The organism is Mesorhizobium sp. dw_380 (assembly GCF_018588885.1).
Classification (GTDB): Bacteria; Pseudomonadota; Alphaproteobacteria; order Rhizobiales; family Rhizobiaceae; genus Mesorhizobium.
Map to the genome: position 1 here is coordinate 58,056 of NZ_JAFFIW010000021.1, position 20,286 is coordinate 78,341.

Consider the following 20,286-nt stretch of genomic DNA (forward strand, 5'->3'; position numbering starts at 1 on the left):
TCAGCGCTGAACGAGCGTCAGAGCAGAGGGTCGATGATGGCCGACATTTCCTCAATCGACATCGCCCCTTTGTAGGTCTTACCGTTGATGAAGAAGGTCGGTGTCGAGTCGACCTTGAATTCATTGGCGCCGCGCTTCTGGACCGATCTCACATCGTCCAGAAGTTTCTGGTCCGTCAAGCAGGCCTCGAAGGACTCCTGTGTAAAACCGGCGAGCTTCGAAATTTGCAGCAGCGCGTCCTTGGTGTTCGACACGCCCACCCAGTTCGCCTGCTGCCTGAACAGCACGTCGACCATCGGGAAATAGTTATCCTTGGCGCAGCGCGCCAGCATGAAACCCGCTTCAGCGCTCGGATCGAACGGGAATTCGCGCAGGATGTAGCGCGCCTTGCCGGTGTCGATGTACTTGGTCTTCAGTTCCGGGAAGGTCGTTTCGGCGAAATGCGCGCAATGCGGGCAGGTCATCGAGGCGTATTCGACGATGGTGACCTTGGCGTCGTCCTTGCCGAGCTGCTTGTCGGGCAATGCGCCCGGCTTCAGCAGTTCCGCCATGTCGACAGTGCCCTGCGCTTCCGGCGCCTGGACCGCGGCCGGCGTCGCCGGCTTTGCGGGTGCGGCCGGATCGGCGGGCTTCACATCCGCCGCCTTGGCCTGTTCGCCCGAGTCACTGCAGGCGGCGAGCAGGGCCACCGCCGGAATGGCGGCCAGCGAAGACAGGACGTTTCTGCGAGACAAGCTGTTGCCGAACGGAGGACGGTTCATACGAATCACCTGACAAGGGTTGGATTTTGCAATGCAAAGGCACGAAAAGGCGAGAGTTGGCGCGAATTAAGGCATCTCCATCCCCAATCCAATCGCGAAACCTGACAAAGGCGATCACGAATGCGAGATGTCGATGACAAATCCATGACTGTCTTCAAGGAGTTCTTGGCTTCCTTTCACCCAGGATAGTTGCGCCAAGCCTTTCCAGCGAGGCGCGCAGCCCTTCATCTTCGATCAGTTCGACCGTGCTGGATAACTTTGTCTTCTCCGCCGCCGTCAAGGGCCTGAAGGTCGGTTTAGGCCGTCCTTTGTCCGCCGTCACCGGTTTTTGCACGATCCTGATGCGGCCTATTGCCGTAAAGCCGAGGAAAGCGTTGACGCGGTTGATGATCTCGCCGGTCTCGTGCTGCAAATGAAGTGCCGCCATCCCTTCGCAGGCGATGACCAGCACGGCCGGCTCGAACGGATCGTCCTCATGCAGGCGGCGCGGCCACTGGATCTTCTCGGGACGCGAGCGGCTGGCGAGGCGCGGACCGGCGATCTCCTCCCACGACTGGACGAGACCGATCGAGATGCCCGCCCGCTTGCGCAGCACCGGATCGAGGATCCCGGTGGCGAGATCGCTCACCGGAACAGGATTGCCGAAGCGCATTTTCCCTGCCATGTGCGTTCTCCAGCCACGACCTCATCCAACACGAAGATCAATGGCACCAGCAGACCAGACCCGCAAGACCGGGCCAGACAATACCGCGTCGCGCCTTATCGCCTGGTACGACGCGCACCACCGTGAGCTGCCCTGGCGTGTGTCGCCGCGCGAACATGCACGGGGCATGCGGCCCGACCCCTACCGCATCTGGCTGTCCGAAGTCATGCTGCAGCAGACCACCGTCGAGGCGGTGAAGGCCTATTTCCAGGTCTTCGTGGAAAAATGGCCTGATGTCGAGGCATTGGCGGCTGCGCCGACCGAGGACGTGATGAAGGCCTGGGCGGGACTGGGCTATTACTCCCGCGCACGCAACCTCAAGGCCTGCGCCGATCTGGTGGCGGCGCGTGGCGGCCGGTTTCCCGACACGGAGACCGCCTTGCGAGACCTGCCCGGCATAGGCGCCTACACGTCGGCGGCCATCACGGCGATCGCTTTCGACCGCCCTGCCGCCGTGGTCGACGGCAATGTCGAACGCGTCATCTCGAGGCTGTTTTCGATCACGACGCCGCTGAGCGAAGCCAAGGCCGAAATACGCGCCCATGTCGAGCGCATGGTGCCGGCGGCAAGGCCGGGCGACTTCGCCCAGGCGATGATGGATCTCGGCGCCACGATCTGCACCCCGCGCCGGCCGCGCTGCATGCTGTGCCCGCTGCGCGAGGATTGCAGCGCCGTCGTTTCAGGCGACCCCGAGCATTTCCCGGTGCGACTTCCAAAGGCCGACAAGCCGCAGCGGCGGGGTGCTGCTTTCGTGGCCGTGCGCGAGGACGGCGCCATTCTTCTGCGCAAGCGGCCCGAGAAGGGATTGCTCGGCGGCATGACGGAGGTGCCGACCACGGCCTGGACGGCGCGGGTGGATGGAGCCACCACGCCGGAGGCGGCGCCCTTTCCCGGCGATTGGCGGCGCGCAGGGACGATCACGCATGTCTTCACCCATTTCGCGCTCGAGCTCGAAGTCTTTCACGCCCACGTCAGAGATGATGCGCCCGAGGGGTATTTCTGGTCGCCCGCTGATGAGATTTCCGGAGAGGCCCTGCCAACCGTCATGAAAAAGGCAATCGAAGCTGCGATACCCGGCGCGACGAAAAGCCGTCGCCACAGAGTACAAAGAGGCCCCATGACTGAAATCCGCCACATCGTTTTCGACATCGGCAGAGTGTTGCTCCACTACGATCCGAACATTCCGTTCAGCCGCCTCATTCCCGATGCCGAGGAGAGAAGGTGGTTCTTCGACAATGTCTGCACGCATGACTGGAATATCGAGCAGGATCGCGGCCGGACCTGGGAAGAGGCAGAGGCATTGCTGATCGCGGACCACCCCGATCACGCCGAAAACATCCGCGGCTTCCGCCGCCACTGGCATGAGATGGTGCCGCATGCCTATGACGACAGTGTCGCCATCATGCTCGGGCTGATCGAGAGCGGCCATGATGTGACCATGCTGACCAACTTCGCCGCCGACACGCTGGCCGAAGCCCGCAAACGCTTTGATTTCCTCGATCGGCCGCGCGGCGTCACCATCTCCGGCGAGATCGGCAAGATCAAGCCGGACCGTGACATTTACGATCATCACGTGGCTGCGTTCGGCCTCGAACCATCGGCGACGCTGTTCATCGACGACAGCCAGAAGAATGTCGATGGCGCCAGGGCGGCGGGCTGGCAAGCGGTGCTGTTCACCGATGCCAAGACGCTTCAAGCAGACCTTGAACGCTTCGGTTTAAAGGCCTGATCTGAATCGCTTGCGGCGATCCGCTGAGATTCTGAATCAATGCAGAAGCATGCAGCATTGGTGCGGGGTTCAGCCCCCTGCCCGTTCCATGCCGAGACGGGCGATGCGGCGAAGTTCGTCGATCGGGGTGAGCCCGCCACTGCGCTCATAATGCCAGAAGGTCCAGCCGTTGCAGGCGTCCAGTCCCTGCACTTCAGCGCCGATCTTGTGGATCGAGCCGGCGCTGTCGCCGATCGCCACCGTGCCGTCGGCACGCACCTTGGCCGCCCAGCGCTTCTTGGCGTCATAGAGCGTGGCGCCTGGCGTGACCAGCCCGGTGTCGATCAGGCTGACGAAGGCGACCCGCGGCTCGGCGCGCTTGCCGGTAAGCACCGTCAAATCGGCATCTTCCAGCGGCCGCACGGCGTCGATACGCTCGTTGGCGGCGTCGATATAGGCCTGCTCGCGCTCGATGCCGACGAAATGACGGCCAAGGCGCTTGGCCACCGCACCAGTGGTGCCGGAGCCGAAGAAGGGATCAAGCACGATGTCGCCGGGCTTGGTCGAAGCCATCATGATCCGGGCGAGCAGCGCCTCCGGCTTCTGCGTCGGGTGCAGCTTTTCGCCATTGTCGTTCTTCAGCCGCTCACCGCCGGTGCAGATCGGGAACAGCCAGTCGGAGCGCATCTGGACGTCGTCGTTCGACGCCTTCAGCGCCTCGTAGTTGAAGGTGTAGCCCTTGCCCTTCTGATCACGCGAGGCCCAGATCATCGTCTCATGCGCATTCTGGAAGCGGCGGCCGCGGAAATTCGGCATCGGATTGGTCTTGCGCCAGACGACGTCGTTGAGGATCCAGAAGCCCAGATCCTGCATCTTGGCGCCGACCCGGAAGATGTTGTGATAGGAGCCGATGACCCAGATGGTGCCATTGGGTTTCAGCACCCGCCGCGCCGCCAGGAGCCAGGCGCGGGTGAAGGCGTCGTAGGCCTCGAAACTCTCGAACTGGTCCCAATGGTCGTCGACGGCATCGACCTTGGATTGGTCGGGGCGGTGCAGATCGCCGTCGAGTTGCAGATTGTAGGGCGGATCGGCGAAGATGACGTCGATCGACTTCTCGGGCAAGCGGTCGAGGGCCGCGACGCAGTCGCCCTTGAGGATCGTGTCCAGCCATTCGGATTGCTGGGGAGCAAGGGAAAGCTCGTCGAGAAGACGCATGGCAGACATTTTTACACCCAAGGCACGCGTTACTGTTTACTCCCCGTTATGGTTACCGATCAGCGTAAATATTCGGTGAAGGCCGGCGGTGTGGGCTGCCGGGTTTGCGAAGGCGGTGCCGTTAGTGTATGCCGCGCCGCCTGAGCCCCGAGAGGCCATTCCTCCATCCTCCTGTTCCGGATCACCATGCCCCAGCCAGATCTTGTCATTTTCGATTGCGACGGCGTGCTCGTCGATTCCGAAATCATCGCGGCACGGGTCGAAGCCGAGTTGATAAGCCTTGCCGGATACGAGATCTCGGCGGAGGAGATTGCCGAGACCTATGCCGGCTTGACGTTCAAGGACATCCTGATGCGGATCGAGGAGAAGTCCAAGATCCCGTTCCAGGTATCGCTGATCGATCGCGCCGAAGAGCTGGTCGACCGCAGACTGCGAAGCGACGTTCGCGCCATCGAGGGTGTGCGCGAAGCGGTTGCCTCGGTCACGGCGCAACGCTGCATCTGCTCCAACTCACGCTCGGAGCGGATAGAATTCATGCTGGAGAAGGTGCATCTGCTGCCGTTTTTCGCCGGCCGCATCTTCTCGGCGCTGGAAACGCCTACCGGCAAAACAAAACCGGCTCCGGACGTGTTCGCGCTCGCTGCCGAGAAGCTCAATGCCAATCCGGCGAACACTTTCGTCATCGAGGATTCCGTACACGGCGTCCACGGCGCCAGGGCGGCCGGCATGCGGGTGATCGGCTTCACCGGCGCGGCCCACAGCTATCTCGGCCATGCCGATGCCTTGACCGAGGCCGGCGCCGAGACGGTGATCCGCCGCTGGCCGGAGCTAAAGAGCGTGATCGCCGCGTTGTCAGAGTGGTCGGCTGACGCTTGAAAAAGGTGCCTCCAGTCGGACGCACGCCATTTCAGTGACCGCTTAGTTTGCCGCCACGACCTTCTTCCTGTGGGTCTTCTTCGGCTTGTCCGTTGTCGCCTTCGGCGCGGTTTCGTCATAGCCGGCGTAGGCTTGATAATCCGGCGCCGTCGGGGCCGGCACGACGACATTGGAATCGGTGAACACGAACTGGGTGGCGACCGAGGGATCGGTCACCTGGACCTGATATTGGTGAATCTGCGAGTAAAGCACGTCGGTGCCGTGCGTCACCGCGATGCGGATCGGCATGGTGATGTTTCCCGGTGTGAACTTCGGTCCCGGCACGATCTTGCCGGCGACGGCGATCTTCATCGTCAGCTGGCCGTCGGCACGGCTGCAATCGCGGGTGACGTCGCTGATCGAGGCCTGGTAAATGATCCGCGCCGAATCGTCGGGCGGAGTGGCAGCGGCGGCGTCAGCCGCGGCCTGGGCCGCAGCGTCAGCCGCGGCGTCGCCGGTCTTTTTGAGCTTGGGCTTGGGCTTCCGAGCTTCATTGACGTAAGTGTTGAAGAAGGCCGTGCCGTCGCGCACCGTCACTCTCGGACAGTAGGCGTTCAACTGGCTGGCCAGAATCTTGGGATCCTGCGGCGGCGGCGGTGCTGCCGGATCCTTCTTGCCGAAGCCGAGGTTCAGGATACCGTTGTCGCTCGATTGGCAACCGGCGGCGGCGAGCATAAAGCCGGTGAGCGCAAGACCCGCCACAAAACGACCGCCGAATGTATGAAACGCCATGAAACTGCTCTTCCCTCTCGCAAAGCTGGTGACGTATATCAACCGCGCGGCAAAAATGCGACTGAGGCAGCGTAGAAATTAACCACCTTCTGGTGAACGGAAAAGCCAAGCGGCAAACGGATCTGTGACATGCAATATGTGAGTACCCGCGGGGAAGCGCCCGTGCTTGGATTTTCCGATGCCGTGCTGGCGGGCCTGGCGCGCGATGGCGGGCTTTACGTGCCGCGCGAGTGGCCGCGGTTTTCGCCCGCCGAGATCCGTGCCATGCGCGGCCTTGCCTATCCTGATCTCGCGATCCGCGTGCTGTCGCCCTTCATTGGCGGCGAAATCCAGGCGCCTGTGTTCGAACGGCTGGTTCGCGAAGCCTATGCCACCTTCCGCCACGAGGCTGTCTGCCCGCTGGTCCAGACCGGCTCCAACACCTTTGTCCTCGAACTCTTCCATGGGCCGACGCTGGCGTTCAAGGATGTGGCGATGCAGTTGCTTGCCCGGCTGATGGACCACGTGCTTGCCGAACGCGACCAGCATGCCACCATCGTCGGCGCCACGTCGGGCGATACCGGTGGCGCGGCCATCGACGCCTTTGCCGGGCGCAGCCGCACCGACATCTTCATCCTCTTCCCGCATGGCCGCGTTTCGCCGGTGCAGCAGCGGCAGATGACGACGTCGAGGGCCGAAAACGTCCATGCGCTGGCGATCGAAGGCAATTTCGACGACTGCCAGGGCCTGCTCAAGGACATGTTCAACGATCACGCTTTCCGCGACCGGGTGGCGTTGTCGGGTGTCAATTCGATCAACTGGGCCCGCATCATGGCCCAGATCGTCTATTACTTTTCCTCGGCGCTGTCGCTCGGCGCGCCGGACAGGCCTATCTCCTTCACCGTGCCGACCGGCAATTTCGGCGATATTTTCGCCGGCTACGCAGCCAAGAAGATGGGCCTGCCGATCGAGCGGCTGGTCATCGCCACCAACGACAACGACATATTGGCGCGCACCTTCGCCACCGGCGAATACCGCACCAAGGGCGTTTTCGCGACCACTTCGCCGTCGATGGACATCCAGGTGTCGTCGAATTTCGAACGCCTGCTGTTCGAGGCGTCAAACCGCGATGCGTCGACCGTACGACGCTACATGGATGGCCTGAAGCAGTCGGGCGCTTTCACCATCGAAGCCCGGGAAATTGCCGGGATGCGGTCCGAATTCGACGCCGGCCGCGCTGATATGGACGAGGTCGCCGCCACCATCCGCTCGACGCTTAAGGCCAGCAATTACCTGCTTGATCCACATACGGCGGCAGCCGTGCATGTGGCAGCAGGCAAGGCCACGGGCGCCGTACCGATGGTGGTGCTGGGCACGGCGCATCCGGCAAAATTCCCTGCCGCCGTCGAGGCCGCCAGCGGGGTCTCGCCCGCCCTGCCCGCATGGCTAGGCGGGTTGATGACATCAGAGGAAAAATACACGGTACTTCCATCCGACCTGAAAATGGTGGAAGATTACGTCGGCCGCCGCGCGCGAGCGGCGCGTTAGGGAGTAAAAGCCATATGGGTGTTGAGGTAAGCCGTCTGTCGAACGGCCTGACAGTCGCCACCGAAACCCTTCCAAGTATCGAATCGGTTGCCCTTGGTGCCTGGGTCAAGTCCGGTGCCCGCAATGAGCGTGACGATGAGCATGGCATGGCCCATCTGCTCGAGCACATGGCGTTCAAGGGCACAAAGCGGCGAAGTGCGTTCGAAATCGCCTCGGAGATCGAGGACGTCGGCGGCGAGATCAACGCCGCCACCAGTGTCGAGACCACCTCCTACTATGCCAGGGTGCTGTCGGACGACGTGCCCCTGGCCGTCGATATCCTGGCCGACATCCTGCAGGAGTCCGAATTCGACCCGCAGGAACTCGAACGCGAGCAGCATGTGATCCTGCAGGAGATCGGCGCCGCGCACGATACGCCCGACGACATCGTCTTCGACCGTTTCACCGAGACGGCCTTTCGCCACCAGACCATCGGCCGCTCGATCCTGGGTACGCCGGAAACCGTCAAATCATTCACCTCCAAGCAGTTGCACGATTTCATCGAGCGCCAATATGGTGCCGAGCGGATGGTGATTGTCGCTGCCGGCGACATCAAGCACGACAATTTCGTGCGCGAGGTCGAGAAGCAGCTTGGCGGCTTTCGCAGCAAGGCCGACAGCACCATCCCGCAATACGCGCAATATGTCGGCGGCGATTTCCGCGAGGATCGCGACCTGATGGACGCGCAGATCGTGCTGGGCTTCGAGGGCCGCGCCTATCATGTGCGCGACTTCTACGCCTCGCAGGTGCTGTCGATGATCCTCGGCGGCGGCATGTCATCGCGCCTGTTCCAGGAAGTGCGCGAGAAACGCGGCCTGTGCTACTCCGTCTATGCCTTCCACTGGGGCTTTTCCGACACCGGCATCTTCGGCGTCCATGCCGCGACCGGCCAGAGCGACATCGCCGAACTCGTGCCTGTCATCATCGACGAACTGCAGAAGGCCGGCGAGAGCATCCTGCAGGAGGAACTCGACCGGGCGCGCGCCCAATATCGTGCCGGGCTGATCATGTCCGCCGAAAGCCCGGCCAGCCGCGCCTCGCAGATCGCAAGGCAATTGCTGCTATTCGGCAGGCCGATCGCCAAGGAGGAATTGATGGAGCGCCTGTCGGCGCTGACGGTCGAGCGGCTGACCGACCTTTCGTCGCGGATGTTCTCGACCAAGCCGACGCTTACCGCTGTCGGGCCCGTGGGTACGCTGGCACCATATGAGGCGATCCTCGATTCGCTTCCGGGCACGCAGACCACAGCCCGCAGGCTCGCAGTCTAAGTCCCCAAAGCGTCGTGTTCGCGCTCCCTTTCTTTCGCCGTGACCTGCCGGCGCTGAAGGGCAATCTCGTCACCTTGCGCGTCCCATTCACCAACGACTACCGTGAGTGGTCGACGCTGCGCGGCGAAAGCCGCGCCTTCCTGGAGCCGTGGGAGCCGCGTTGGACACCCGACGAACTCGACCGCACGGCATGGCGCCTGCGCATCAGCCGCTACCGCGAAGACTATGCGCAAGGGACGGCGATCGCCTTCTTCATCTTCGAGAGGTCGAGCGGCAAGCTGGCGGGCGGCATCACGCTCGGCAACATTCGCCACGGTGTCTCGCAGAGCGGCCATGTCGGCTACTGGATCGGCGAGCGCTTCGGCGGCCGTGGCCTGATGACCGACGCGGTCAAGGTCGTGGCCCGATTCGCCTTCGATACGCTGCGGTTGCACCGGATCGAGGCGGCCTGTATTCCCGACAATGCCAGGTCGATCCGCGTGCTTGAAAAAGCCGGATTCCGGCGCGAAGGACTTCTGCGATCCTATCTCAGGATCAACGGCATCTGGCAGGATCACTACCTCTACGCCCGGATCGCGGACGATCCGCCCGCAGGAACGAAGGACTGATTTTGACGAATTTCCTGCGAAACGGGCCGCTGTTCGCCCTTGTCCTCGCGGCAATCCTGACGCTCTGCGCGGCTTCGTCGGCCTTTGCCGTCGAACCGATCAAGATTGCCCGCGACGACAAGGCGCTCGACCTTTCAGGTGCCGTCGAGATCTACCGCAACCAGGGGGAAAACTTCCAGGTTTCGACAGCGCCCGGGCCGGACGGCATCGTGCGGCGCATCGAGGTCGAGGCCAATGACGCCCGCTCGACGGGCGACTGGGCGGTCTTCGCGCTTGCCAACACCACCGACCAGCAGCTCGACCGGCTGATCGTCGCGCCGCATTTCCGGCTGGTGAATTCAGGCATCTTCTGGCCCGATCTCGGCTCGACGCGCATTGCCGCCATCACGCCCAGCGAAGGCTTCGCGCTCGACCGCCAGACCAGCCCGGACGCCGACGTGTTCCGGGTGACGCTGAACCCCGGCACGGTGATCACCTTCATCGCCGAACTCGCCTCGCCGAAGCTGCCGCAGGTCTATCTCTGGGACCCGGAATCCTACAAGGACTCGGTCAATTCCTACACGCTGTTTCGCGGCATCGTCATCGGCATTGCGGGCCTTTTGGCGCTGTTCCTGACCATCCTTTTCGTGGTCAAGGGGACGTCGATGTTCCCGGCGACTGCCGCGCTCGCCTGGGCGGTGCTTGCCTATATCTGCGTCGATTTCGGTTTCCTCAACAAGGTTATCGAGATCTCGCCCGGCAACGAGCAGATGTGGCGGGCTGGAACGGAGGTGGCTCTGGCTGGAACCTTCGTGGTTTTCCTGTTCGCCTATCTCAATCTCAACCGATGGCATGGCCATTTCAGCTATGGCGCACTAGCCTGGATACTCGGGCTGGTGCTGATCGCCGGCGTCGCCATCGTCGATCCGGCGGTCGCCGCTGGCATCGCCCGCATCTCCTTTGCCGCCACGGCGCTCACCGGACTCGGCCTGATCATCTTTCTCGGCATACGCGGCTATGACCGCGCCATCATGCTGGTACCCAGTTGGGTCATGGTACTGTTGTGGCTGTGCGGGTCGTGGATGGCAATCACCGGCATGCTCGACAACGACATCGCCCAGCCGGCGCTCGGCGGCGGGCTTATCCTGATCATCCTGCTGATCGGCTTCACCGTCATGCAGCACGCTTTTGCCGGCGGCGCGCTGCACCAGGGCCTGTTCTCCGACCTCGAACGCCAGGCACTGGCAGTTGCCGGATCGGGCGACACGGTCTGGGACTGGGACGTGCTGCGCGACCGCGTGGTGACCAAGCCCGATGTCAGCATCCAGCTCGGCCTGGCGCCGAACAGCCTTGGAGGCGCGGCGCGCAACTGGCTGCCGGTGCTGCATGCCGACGACCGCGACACGTTCCGCACGACGCTCGATGTGGTTCTGGAGCACCGCCGCGGCCGGGTGGCGCAGAACTTCCGCCTGCGCGGCGCCGACGGGCATTATCATTGGTTCGCCTTGCGCGCGCGGCCGGTCATCGGATCGGACGGCGAAGTCATCCGCTGCGTCGGCACCATGGTCGACGTCACCGAGCAGAAGAAGTCCGAGGAAAGGCTGCTGCACGACGCGGTGCACGACAATCTGACCGGCCTACCGAACCGCGAATTGTTCATGAACCGGCTGGAGGCGATCATCTCGATCGCACGCACCGAGGAGAAGGTGCGCCCGACCGTCTTCGTCATCGACATCGACCGCTTCAAGCAGGTCAATGACGGGCTCGGCATCTCGGCCGGCGACACCATCCTGCTCACCATAGCGCGCCGCCTGCACCGGCTGTTGAAGCCGAAGGATTCGCTGTCGCGTTTTGCCGGCGACCAGTTCGCGCTGATGCTGCTGTCCGAGCAGGATCCTGCGCGCATCGCCGGCGTGGCCGATGCCATCAAGCACGCGATCAACAACCCGATCACCTTCGCCAAGCGCGAGATCGTGCTGACGGCCTCGATCGGCCTGATCACCTGGACCTCGGCGCAAACCTCGGCCGAGGACATGGTCAAGGACGCCGAGCTTGCCATGCACCAGGCCAAGCGCTTCGGCGGCGACAGGATCGAGCCGTTCCGCCCGGCTTTCCGCACCGTCGGCACCGACCGGCTGCAGTTCGAATCCGACCTGCGGCGCGCCATCGAGCGACGCGAATTCACGCTTGCCTACCAGCCGATCGTGCGGCTCGAGGACGGCAGCGTTGCCGGCTTCGAGGCCTTGCTGCGTTGGGACCACCCGCGCCGTGGCATGATCCCGCCTGCTGATTTCATCCCGGTCGCCGAAAGCTGCGGGCTGATCGTCCAGCTTGGGCTGTTCGCTATGCAGCAGGCGGCCGAGGACCTGGCGGGATGGCAAAAGCAGATCGGCGATGCTCCGCTGTCGGTCTCGGTCAACCTGTCCAGCCGCCAGCTCATCCGCCGCGACCTGGTCAGCGATGTCCGCTCGGTCATCGCGCGCGCCAATCTGAAGCCGCGCTGCTTTCGGCTCGAACTCACCGAGTCCCTGGTCATGGACAATCCGGAACAGACCGCCCATGTGCTGACCAAGCTGAAGCAGCTCGGCATCGGCCTGTCGCTGGACGATTTCGGCACCGGCTATTCCTCGCTCGCCTATCTGACGCGTTTCCCGTTCGACACCATCAAGATCGACAAGAGTTTTGTCGACGACAACACGCCCAAGCGCGCCGTGCTGCTCAAATCCATGGTCAATATGGCGCATGAGCTCGGCCTTTCCGTGGTGGCCGAGGGCATTTCGGACGAACGCGATGCGCTGGAACTGCGCCAGATGGGATGCGAATATGTCCAGAGCTTCATGTTCGGCGCGCCGATGCCGGGCGACCAAGTGCTGAAGACGTTGAAGGAACAATATCCGCTGACGCAGGCGTGATGCGTTTTACGCGTGTGGCCCAAGCGCTTGGTGGCTTTGCAACATAGCTCGAAATTAGCCGAAACGATCATCCGTCGTCATCCTGGGGCGAAGCAAGGAGCGTAGCGACGCGGCGCAGACCCCCAGGATCCATGCCGCGACTTCAAGGCGTTGATACGGTGCAATGCTTTGCTCGGCTGCATCCTTCGGTAAATGTCACGGAATGGATCCTAGGGTCGCCGCGACGGAGCTTCGCTCCTGCTTCGCCCTAGGATGACGAAGTTGAGTAGGCTTCGGCCAATCTCGGATGTTCGCGACAGTCGAAGCTTTAGGCGTGCCCGGCGGCGAGGCTGAGATGGGCGAGATCGATGCCGATCGAGGCTAGGATCCGGTCGTATTTGCGCTCGATGTCGGCGTCGAACAGAAGCTCGGGACTGGCCGGGCAGGTCAGCCAGCCATTCTCGGCGATCTCGGTTTCCAGCTGGCCGGCGCCCCAGCCGGAATAGCCAAGCGCCATCAACGCGTGACGCGGGCCGCGGCCGGACGATATGGCGCGCAATATGTCGACTGTCGCGGTCAGGCAGATGCCGTCGGAAACGGTCAAAGACGATTCCACGCGGTAGTCGCCCGAATGCAGGACGAAGCCCCGGCTGCGATCGACAGGCCCGCCATTGCGCACGACGAAATCGCGCGCCTGCGCCGGCAGGCGGATCGCCTCCTGCTCGTTCATGATGCCGAGCTGCACCAACAGGTCCGGAAACAGCATCTGCTGCGTCTGGTTGATGATCAGGCCCATCGCGCCTTCATCGCTGTGCGCGCAGACATAGATGACCGAGCGCGTGAAACGGTCGTCCTTCATGCCGGGCATGGCAATCAGGAACTGATCGTCGAGAAAGCCGCGTCCAGCAGCTGTCTTCTTGTGGCGCAACAAATCCATGGCGGGGAGGGTAACGTGTTTCCTGGGCGCCGAAAAGATGCGCCGCGCCGGATTCGACCAAAGCCCATGTTGCCAGGCCGGCGTGACTTGCCCGCGAAAGTCACGCAAATATGATATCAGCAAGGCCATGAAATCATTGCGCGGCCACGAACGGACGATCAAATCACCGCCATGCAAAGCCTGAAAATCCTGCTGCTCGGCGCCGCTATCGGATCGGTGACCGTCCTCCCCGCCTCAGCCTCCTCATCCGCATGGTATAACAGCGAAGGTGGCAAGGTGCGGCTGGTGACATCAGGCAAACCGGACGATGCCGGCCGCATCCAGGGCGCTCTGGACATCGCGCTCAAGCCAGGCTGGAAGACTTATTGGCGCGATCCAGGCGACGCGGGTGTGCCGCCACAACTCGACATTTCGGCCAGCACCAACATCGTGGACGCCACACTCTCGTTTCCGGCGCCGCAGCGTCATGATGACGGCTACGGCAAATGGGCCGGCTACAACTACCCTGTTTCGCTGCCTGTGACATTCACGCTGGCGACGCCGAACAAACCGGCAGTCATCAATGCCGACATCTTTCTCGGCATTTGTGAAACGATCTGCATCCCCGTGCAGACGCGGCTGACCGTCGACCCCGGCTCCGACCCGGACAATGCCGACGACGCAGCCCTGGTGAAGGCGAGTTTCGCCGCCTTGCCCGCACCCGCAAGACCGGGTTTCGGCATCAATGTCCTGCCGGGCGACCACGAGACGCTGGTTGTCGAGGCGAGTTTTCCCGGCGATCCGGAGGCGGCGGATTTCTTCGTCGCCGGCGAGCGTGACTACATGTTTGGCGCCCCCTCCCGCAGCGAAAGGGACGGCAAGCTGATCTTCACCGTGCCGATCCTCGACCGCCCTTCGACAACGCCGACGGATGGCGGGCTTCGCTACACGCTGACGAGTTCGGCAGGCGCCGTCGAAGGGCTGCTGCCTTTCCCTTGAAGCGCTTGCCTCGATGGTTGCGGGAAGCCGCCGAGTTCGCTACGCAAGCACGCATCCTTCCCATTCCCCAAGCGAGGACCTCATGACCATTTCCGTTGGCGACAAGCTGCCCGAGGCGACTTTCAAGACAATGACCGCCGACGGAGCCAAGGCGATCACGTCGGCCGAGATTTTCCCTGGCAAGAAGGTGGTTCTGTTCGGCGTCCCTGGCGCCTTCACGCCGACCTGCAGCAACAACCATTTGCCCGGCTATCTCGAAAACCATGACGCCATCCTGGCGCGAGGCGTCGACACCATCGCCGTCGTTTCGGTCAATGACGTCCACGTCATGGGCGCCTGGGCGCACTTCACCGGCGGCGAAGGCAAGATCCTGTTCCTCGCCGACGGCAATGGTGATTTCGCCAAGGCGGTCGGCCTCGACAACGACCTTTCCGCGGGCGGCATGGGACTGCGCTCGAAGCGCTTTTCGATGATCGTCGAGGACGGCAAGGTCACCGCCGTCAATGTCGAGACCAAGCCCGGAGTCGACGAATCCGGCGCGGCTCATATTCTGGGACAGCTCTGAACTTCAACAGCCGTGTCGGGCGAGGCCGCAGCGGCCGACCTCGCCTAGCGGCCGCCTGCACTCCAGAACAGCCGCTTTTGGGGGGATTCCAACGATGTTTGACATCTTCTGGCGCGCTGTCGCGATCGGCGTCGGCGCCACCGTGCTGATGGATCTCTGGGCCATCTTCCTCCACAAGGCATTCGGCCAGTCACGGCCGAATTGGGGACCGGTCGGTCGCTGGGTCTGGCACCTCGGCGACAAGGTCTTTCACGACGATATCGGCGATGCGGCGCCCTACGCGCATGAGGTGGCGCTGGGCTGGGCGTTTCACTATTTGGTCGGCATCGTCTACGGCATCATCCTGGTCGTGGTGGCCGGAGCGGGCTGGCTGGCCACACCGACCTTCCTGCCGGCCTTCATTCTCGGCATCGTCACAGTCGGTGCCGGCTGGTTCCTGCTGGCGCCTGGCATGGGTGCTGGATGGGCAGCCTCGAAGCGACCCAATCCGATGCAGATCCGGGCGCTCAACCTGGTCTCGCATACGATTTTCGCGCTCGGGCTTTGGGGCACGGCGCTGCTGATCCGGTAGGGGTTCAGCGCTGCTCCAGTCTGTCGATAGGCTGCCATCCATGGAGAACATGGCGCGTGCCGATATCGTAAGCAAAATAGTTGCCGCCGCCAGCCGGCTGATCCGCGTCGCGGCTGATTTCCCGTCCGCTGAGGGAAAGCAGCAGGAGTGTTCCCACGCCTCCATGGCCGATGAAAGCAATGTCGCCGGCCTCCTTGGTGGCCAGAACGTCGCCGACTTCGCTCACCACACGATTCTGGGCATCGATCGCCCGCTCCCAGCCGCGAATGCTTTTGTCCGGATTGGCGAAGAACTGGTCCGCGACCGCCTCGAATTCGGACGGCGGCAGGAAACCCGTCGAGGACCGGTCATTCTCATGCATGCGCTCTCTCACCACGACCGCAAGGTGGAGATGGCTTGCCAGGATTTCGGCCGTTTCCATAGCCTTGCGCTCGCCCGACGACACGATGCACCGGATTGAACCGACCCATGGCTGATCGAGCATGGCAACGGCTCTCGTCCGTCCGATGTCGGATAGCCTCCATTCCGGCACGGGAACGGCGGCATCGATCTGAACCTGGGGATGCGTGACATAGTAGAGGATCGGCACGATCGAGGTTCCTGCCTGAGAACGGACCGGCTGCCGGAATCAGTAGCTCTGGGTCGAACGACGCGCCTTCGTGGCCAGCGGCTGCTTTGCCTGGGCATCTGGCTTTGGGTTTGACACCGCTGGCTTGAAAGAGCCTTTCTTGAATGGCGCCATGCCTTCCCTTGCCAATTCGTCGGCACGCTCGTTCTCGGTGTGGCCGGCATGGCCCTTGACCCAGTTCCAGGTGACCTTGTGGCGTCGGTTGGCCTCATCCAGCGCCTGCCACAGTTCGCCGTTCTTGACCGGCTTCCTGTCGGCGGTCCTCCAGCCATTCTTCTTCCAGCCATGGATCCACTTGGAAATGCCATCCATGACATATTTGCTGTCGGTGTGAAGCTCGACGGTGCAAGGTTCCTTCAGCGCATTCAGCGCCGAGATGGCCGCCAGCAACTCCATGCGGTTGTTGGTCGTCTCGGCCTCGCCGCCGGAAAGCTCCTTGGTGGCGCCGTTGAAACGCAGGATCGCGCCCCAGCCGCCTGGGCCTGGATTGCCCGAACAGGCGCCGTCGGTGAATATCTCAACCTGTTTGCTCATGATGCCCCATATTCGGCCAATCCATATTCCGAAGCAGATTTGATCGCCCTATGGAACCGCATCCTTCTGATGTATTCGGTCGGGTCGCGTTTCATGACCAGTCCGCCATCCGGAACGGTCAGCCAGTCGTAGAGCCGGGTCAGCATGAAGCGCAATGCCGAACCGCGCGCCAGCATCGGCAGCGCCGCCTTTTCTTCGCCGCTCAGCGGACGCACGCTCTGGTAGCCGGCAAGCAGTGCCTTGCCCTTGGTGAGGTTGAAGGAAAAGTCCTTCTCGAAGCACCAAGCGTTGAGGCAAGTGGCGACATCATAGGCGTAGAGGTCGTTGCAGGCGAAATAGAAGTCGATCAGGCCGGAGAGCTTTTCGCCCAGGAAGAAGACATTGTCCGGAAAAAGATCGGCATGGATGATGCCTTCGGGAAGGTTCTTCGGCCAGTTCCGCTGGAAGTCGGCGAAGTCGGCGTCGACTTCGGCCGCCAGTCCCGGCTCAACCTCGTCGGCCCGGTCGCGGGACGCGTCCCAAAGCTTGCGCCAGCCGTCGATGGCGAGCGCGTTGGGACGGGTCATCGAAAAATCGGCGCCAGCCAGGTGCAGGGCGGCCAGTGCCCTGCCGACCTCGGCGCAATGCGTTGCCATCGGGCGCCGCAGCGACAGCCCTTCCAGGAAGGTGATGATGACGGCTGGCCGGCCGGCCAGCGTGCCAATGACGCTACCGTCATCAGCGGTCACAGGCAGCGGGCAGGACACCCCTTTCTTGGCGAGATGGCCCATCAGCCCGAGGAAAAACGGCAGATCCGCCTTCTCGACGCGCTTTTCATAGAGCGTCAGGATGTAGGAGCCGCTGGAAGTGTGCAGCAGGAAGTTGGAGTTTTCGGTGCCCTCGGCGATGCCCTTGTAGGAAAGGAGATCGCCGACCGGATAATGCTTCAGGAATGCGCCGAGTTCGCCCTCCGCAACGTCGGTATAGACGGCCATGTGCCTTACGCGGCTCCGTTGACGAAGGCCATGTCGGCCGGCGTCAGTTCGACATCTCGCAGTACCCGCATGACCGGAAAATCCTCTGTTTCGGTGGCAGTGACGGCGAGGTCGATGGTGACATCGAAGCGCTGGCGGAACGCGTCGATGATCTCGTCGACGATGATCTCCGGCGCCGATGCCCCAGCCGACAGGCCGAGCGTCGAAATGTTGCCGATGTCATTCCACGGAATCTCGGCGGCGCGCTGCACGAGAAGCGACATCGTGGCGCCGGCACGCTCCGCCACTTCGACAAGGCGGCGCGAATTGGAGGAATTGGGTGCACCGACGATCAAATAGAGATCAGCGCCCGGGGCGGTGTCCTTGACCGCTTCCTGGCGGTTGGTGGTGGCGTAGCAGATCGATTCCGCCGCCGGCGCCTGCAGGTCGGGAAAGCGGTCCTGCAGCGCGCGGATGATGCCGGCGGTGTCCTCGACAGACAGTGTGGTCTGGGTGACGAAGCCAAGCGCCTTCGGATCGGCCGGCACAAGCTTCGCGGCATCGGCTTCAGTCTCGATCAGCGTTACCGCGCCCTCCGGCAACTGGCCCATCGTGCCGATCACCTCGGGGTGTCCGGCATGGCCGATCAACAGCACGTGGCGGCCAAGACGCTGATGGCGCATTGCCTGCTTGTGGACTTTCGAGACCAATGGACAGGTGGCGTCGAGATAGAACAAATTGCGCGCCTGCGCGTCCGCCGGCACCGATTTCGGCACGCCGTGCGCCGAGAAGACGACCGGAGACTGCCGGTGTTCGGCTGGGATTTCGGAAAGCTCCTCGATGAAGACAGCGCCAAGGCTTTGCAGCCCCTCAACGACATAGCGGTTGTGGACGATCTCGTGGCGGACATAGACCGGCGCGCCATATTTCTTCAGCGCCAGCACCACGATCTGGATGGCGCGGTCGACGCCGGCGCAAAAGCCGCGCGGCTGGCAGAGCCGGATCGTCAGCGGAGGCTTGGTGGTTGTCTGAAGCATTAAAATCCTGACCGGTTCGTCAGCGCCGAAATGAGGTGCCCACCCCTGTTCTGTCAAGAGCCGGCCTGTCAAGGGCGTCGCTGTCGTTCAGTCCTCTTTCGCGGGAAGGCGAAGCCGCAGAACGAGCACCGCTGCGAGCGCCGCGGCGAGCCCATACCAGGTGACAGCATATTGCAGATGGCTGTTCGGCAGGTCGATGATGGTGACGCCGCCGACCGGCAGGCCGCCGGGATTGGGCGTCTTGTCGGCATCGATGAAGATCGGCACCAGCGTGAAGCCGGCCGGCAAGCCGGCGCTTGCCGCCATCACGTCGCGGTCCTTCCAGTAGAAGATGTTCTTGGCCACATCATTGTCGGGAAGCATCATCGACGGCTTTGCCGGCAGCGGGTTGCGGGCGAGCCCGGTGACCGCCACCTTGCCCGTCACCTGTCCCTTGGGGCGTTTGGCGGCGTCCTTGAGGTCGTAGGGCACGAAGCCGCGATTGACCAGCACGAAGCGGCCATCGTCGAGGGCCAGCGGCGTATAGACGTTGAAACCGGCGTCCCCCTCCCAGGTCGCGTAAAAGTGCCGCTCGCCTGCGTGCAGGAACGTGCCGCTGACGGTCACGGGCGTATAGTCGGCGTCTCCGGTGGCGGCGAATTCCTTCTCGACATCGGCCAGCGGCCGCGGCGCCGAATGGGTGCGCTGGTCGATGGTCTGGAGAAGGCCTTCCTTCCAGTGCAGGCGCTGGACTTGCCAGGTGCCGAGCGCCAGCAGGATCAAAAGCAGGACCAGGCCAAGCCCGAGCAGCAATGCCGATCGTGGCCGCGAACGGCCGCTGCCTTTGACGGATGCCTCACTCATTCGCCGCGGTCCAGCCGGCCTTCGGCCGCCTTGTTGGCATATTGCAGCGTGAGCAGCACGCCCTTGATGAGCCGGAGCGCGGTCAGGCACAGCACCAGGGCCAGCGGAATCCATATCAGCAGATGCAGCCAGAGCGGCGGGCTCAGCGTGACCTCGACCCAGAGCGCCAGGCCGACGATGATGAAGCCGATGATGAGGATGACGAAGACCGCCGGCCCGTCGCCGGCATCGGCGTAGGAATAATCGAGGCCGCAATTGACGCAGCGCTTGCCGACGGTGAGGAAGCCGGAAAACAACCGCCCTTCGCCGCAGCGCGGGCAGCGGCCGCGCAGGCCAGCCGAAATCGGATCGATCGGAGGCCAGATCGCCTTATCGTCGCTCATTGCTTACCGCTCGATCTCGATCGGTGTCCCGTCGGTCACCATTGCCCAGATTTCGTCCATGTCGGAGTCCGTAACCGCAATGCAGCCGTCGGTCCAGTCGACCAATTGAAGCAGCCAGCCCCACCAGCCATAGCCATTGGGCTGGCCATGAATCATGATCATGCCGCCAGCGTCGACATTGCGGGTCTTCGCGGCCGCCAGATCGTCGGCATTGGGATAGGAGACGTGGATCGACTTGTGAAAGATGCTGTTGGGATTGCGCCAATCGTAGCGCCCCTCGGGCGTGCGTTGATCGCCCTCCTGGTACTTGTGCCCAAGCGGATCGCCGCCGAGCGCGATGCCGTAGCTTCGCAGGACCTTGCCGTCGCCGATCAGCTCCAGCCGCCGTTCCGCCTTGCTAACACGCACCAGATCGACTTTGCCGCCGGCAAAAGCTGGAACCGCCGCGATCATGAACACGAAGAAGATGGCAGAAGGAGTTGTTAGCCGCATCGGCTATCGATCGGCGATC

The 20,286-nt window shown here is 63.0% G+C and carries 21 protein-coding genes and 1 pseudogene; 10 read left to right on the forward strand and 12 right to left on the reverse strand.

Annotated features, from left to right (window positions below; genetic code table 11):
* Nucleotides 1–17: 17 nt before the first annotated feature.
* Both JT360_RS20270 and JT360_RS20275 read right to left on the reverse strand, forming a co-directional pair.
* Nucleotides 18–761: a DsbA family protein gene (locus JT360_RS20270; protein WP_214473523.1), complete on the reverse strand. Its 744-nt coding sequence runs from the start codon at nt 759–761 to the stop codon at nt 18–20.
* Nucleotides 762–915: 154 nt separating this feature from the next.
* A complete protein-coding gene (locus JT360_RS20275) occupies nt 916–1,425 on the reverse strand; it encodes a DUF721 domain-containing protein (protein ID WP_214473524.1) in 510 nt (169 codons plus the stop codon).
* Nucleotides 1,426–1,465: 40 nt separating this feature from the next.
* Here JT360_RS20275 and mutY point away from each other — a divergent pair.
* Nucleotides 1,466–2,560 (forward strand): annotated as a pseudogene (mutY, locus tag JT360_RS33625) (A/G-specific adenine glycosylase); the annotation flags it as partial.
* Between the two features lie 21 nt (nt 2,561–2,581).
* The gene (locus tag JT360_RS33995; RefSeq protein ID WP_284731834.1) at nt 2,582–3,193 is read left to right on the forward strand and encodes an HAD family hydrolase; all 612 of its coding nucleotides are present in this window, start codon (nt 2,582–2,584) and stop codon (nt 3,191–3,193) included.
* A gap of 69 nt (nt 3,194–3,262) precedes the next feature.
* Here JT360_RS33995 and JT360_RS20285 read toward each other — a convergent pair whose 3' ends face one another.
* Nucleotides 3,263–4,396, reverse strand: a complete 1,134-nt coding sequence (locus JT360_RS20285) for a site-specific DNA-methyltransferase (protein ID WP_214473526.1) — start codon at nt 4,394–4,396, stop codon at nt 3,263–3,265.
* A gap of 177 nt (nt 4,397–4,573) precedes the next feature.
* On the opposite strand from JT360_RS20285, the gene JT360_RS20290 reads away from it, so the two are divergent.
* Nucleotides 4,574–5,263 carry an HAD family hydrolase gene (locus JT360_RS20290; protein WP_214473527.1) on the forward strand — a complete coding sequence of 230 codons (690 nt, stop codon included), beginning with the start codon at nt 4,574–4,576 and terminating at the stop codon, nt 5,261–5,263.
* Nucleotides 5,264–5,305: 42 nt separating this feature from the next.
* Here JT360_RS20290 and JT360_RS20295 read toward each other — a convergent pair whose 3' ends face one another.
* Nucleotides 5,306–6,034: a hypothetical protein gene (locus tag JT360_RS20295; protein WP_214473528.1), complete on the reverse strand. Its 729-nt coding sequence runs from the start codon at nt 6,032–6,034 to the stop codon at nt 5,306–5,308.
* A 129-nt stretch (nt 6,035–6,163) separates the two neighbouring features.
* Here JT360_RS20295 and thrC point away from each other — a divergent pair, with 129 nt between their 5' ends.
* Genes thrC through JT360_RS20315 form a run of 4 tightly spaced genes read left to right on the forward strand, consistent with a single transcriptional unit; the run spans nt 6,164 to nt 12,367 of the window.
* The gene (thrC, locus tag JT360_RS20300; protein WP_214473529.1) at nt 6,164–7,561 is read left to right on the forward strand and encodes a threonine synthase; all 1,398 of its coding nucleotides are present in this window, start codon (nt 6,164–6,166) and stop codon (nt 7,559–7,561) included.
* Between the two features lie 14 nt (nt 7,562–7,575).
* Nucleotides 7,576–8,868 (forward strand): M16 family metallopeptidase, encoded by a 1,293-nt coding sequence (locus tag JT360_RS20305; RefSeq protein ID WP_214473530.1) that lies wholly within the window; start codon nt 7,576–7,578, stop codon nt 8,866–8,868.
* Between the two features lie 14 nt (nt 8,869–8,882).
* The gene (locus JT360_RS20310; RefSeq protein WP_214473531.1) at nt 8,883–9,476 is read left to right on the forward strand and encodes a GNAT family N-acetyltransferase; all 594 of its coding nucleotides are present in this window, start codon (nt 8,883–8,885) and stop codon (nt 9,474–9,476) included.
* Nucleotides 9,477–9,478: 2 nt separating this feature from the next.
* Complete coding sequence (locus JT360_RS20315) at nt 9,479–12,367, forward strand: EAL domain-containing protein (protein ID WP_214473532.1); 2,889 nt, start codon at nt 9,479–9,481, stop codon at nt 12,365–12,367.
* 307 nt (nt 12,368–12,674) lie between these two features.
* On the opposite strand, the gene JT360_RS20320 is transcribed toward JT360_RS20315, so the two are convergent.
* Nucleotides 12,675–13,283: a YqgE/AlgH family protein gene (locus JT360_RS20320; RefSeq protein ID WP_214473533.1), complete on the reverse strand. Its 609-nt coding sequence runs from the start codon at nt 13,281–13,283 to the stop codon at nt 12,675–12,677.
* A 171-nt stretch (nt 13,284–13,454) separates the two neighbouring features.
* Here JT360_RS20320 and JT360_RS20325 point away from each other — a divergent pair, with 171 nt between their 5' ends.
* The 3 genes from JT360_RS20325 to JT360_RS20335 all read left to right on the forward strand — a co-directional run bounded on the left by JT360_RS20325 (nt 13,455) and on the right by JT360_RS20335 (nt 15,397).
* On the forward strand, nt 13,455–14,261 hold the full coding sequence (locus JT360_RS20325; protein WP_214473534.1) for a protein-disulfide reductase DsbD domain-containing protein: 807 nt from the start codon (nt 13,455–13,457) through the stop codon (nt 14,259–14,261).
* Nucleotides 14,262–14,343: 82 nt separating this feature from the next.
* The gene (locus JT360_RS20330; RefSeq protein WP_214473535.1) at nt 14,344–14,826 is read left to right on the forward strand and encodes a peroxiredoxin; all 483 of its coding nucleotides are present in this window, start codon (nt 14,344–14,346) and stop codon (nt 14,824–14,826) included.
* A gap of 94 nt (nt 14,827–14,920) precedes the next feature.
* Nucleotides 14,921–15,397 carry a DUF2938 domain-containing protein gene (locus tag JT360_RS20335; RefSeq protein WP_214473536.1) on the forward strand — a complete coding sequence of 159 codons (477 nt, stop codon included), beginning with the start codon at nt 14,921–14,923 and terminating at the stop codon, nt 15,395–15,397.
* Nucleotides 15,398–15,401: 4 nt separating this feature from the next.
* Here the strand turns inward: JT360_RS20335 and JT360_RS20340 are convergent, their stop codons facing one another.
* The 7 genes from JT360_RS20340 to JT360_RS20370 all read right to left on the reverse strand — a co-directional run bounded on the left by JT360_RS20340 (nt 15,402) and on the right by JT360_RS20370 (nt 20,267).
* Nucleotides 15,402–15,986 carry a histidine phosphatase family protein gene (locus tag JT360_RS20340; RefSeq protein WP_214473537.1) on the reverse strand — a complete coding sequence of 195 codons (585 nt, stop codon included), beginning with the start codon at nt 15,984–15,986 and terminating at the stop codon, nt 15,402–15,404.
* A 39-nt stretch (nt 15,987–16,025) separates the two neighbouring features.
* Nucleotides 16,026–16,559 (reverse strand): ribonuclease HI, encoded by a 534-nt coding sequence (gene rnhA / locus JT360_RS20345; RefSeq protein ID WP_214473538.1) that lies wholly within the window; start codon nt 16,557–16,559, stop codon nt 16,026–16,028.
* Nucleotides 16,556–17,533 (reverse strand): homoserine kinase, encoded by a 978-nt coding sequence (locus JT360_RS20350; protein WP_214473539.1) that lies wholly within the window; start codon nt 17,531–17,533, stop codon nt 16,556–16,558. Before JT360_RS20350 ends, rnhA begins: the two co-directional genes overlap by 4 nt.
* 5 nt (nt 17,534–17,538) lie before the next feature.
* Nucleotides 17,539–18,549, reverse strand: a complete 1,011-nt coding sequence (gene ispH / locus JT360_RS20355; RefSeq protein ID WP_214473540.1) for a 4-hydroxy-3-methylbut-2-enyl diphosphate reductase — start codon at nt 18,547–18,549, stop codon at nt 17,539–17,541.
* Nucleotides 18,550–18,636: 87 nt separating this feature from the next.
* Nucleotides 18,637–19,392, reverse strand: coding sequence for an SURF1 family protein (locus tag JT360_RS20360; protein WP_214473541.1), 756 nt, complete (start codon nt 19,390–19,392; stop codon nt 18,637–18,639).
* Nucleotides 19,389–19,775, reverse strand: coding sequence for a DUF983 domain-containing protein (locus JT360_RS20365; protein WP_214473542.1), 387 nt, complete (start codon nt 19,773–19,775; stop codon nt 19,389–19,391). The genes JT360_RS20360 and JT360_RS20365 overlap by 4 nt, the downstream gene beginning before the upstream one ends.
* A 3-nt stretch (nt 19,776–19,778) precedes the next feature.
* Entirely contained in the window at nt 19,779–20,267 is a 489-nt protein-coding gene (locus JT360_RS20370) for a L,D-transpeptidase family protein (protein ID WP_214473543.1), read from the reverse strand.
* Nucleotides 20,268–20,286 lie beyond the last annotated feature (19 nt).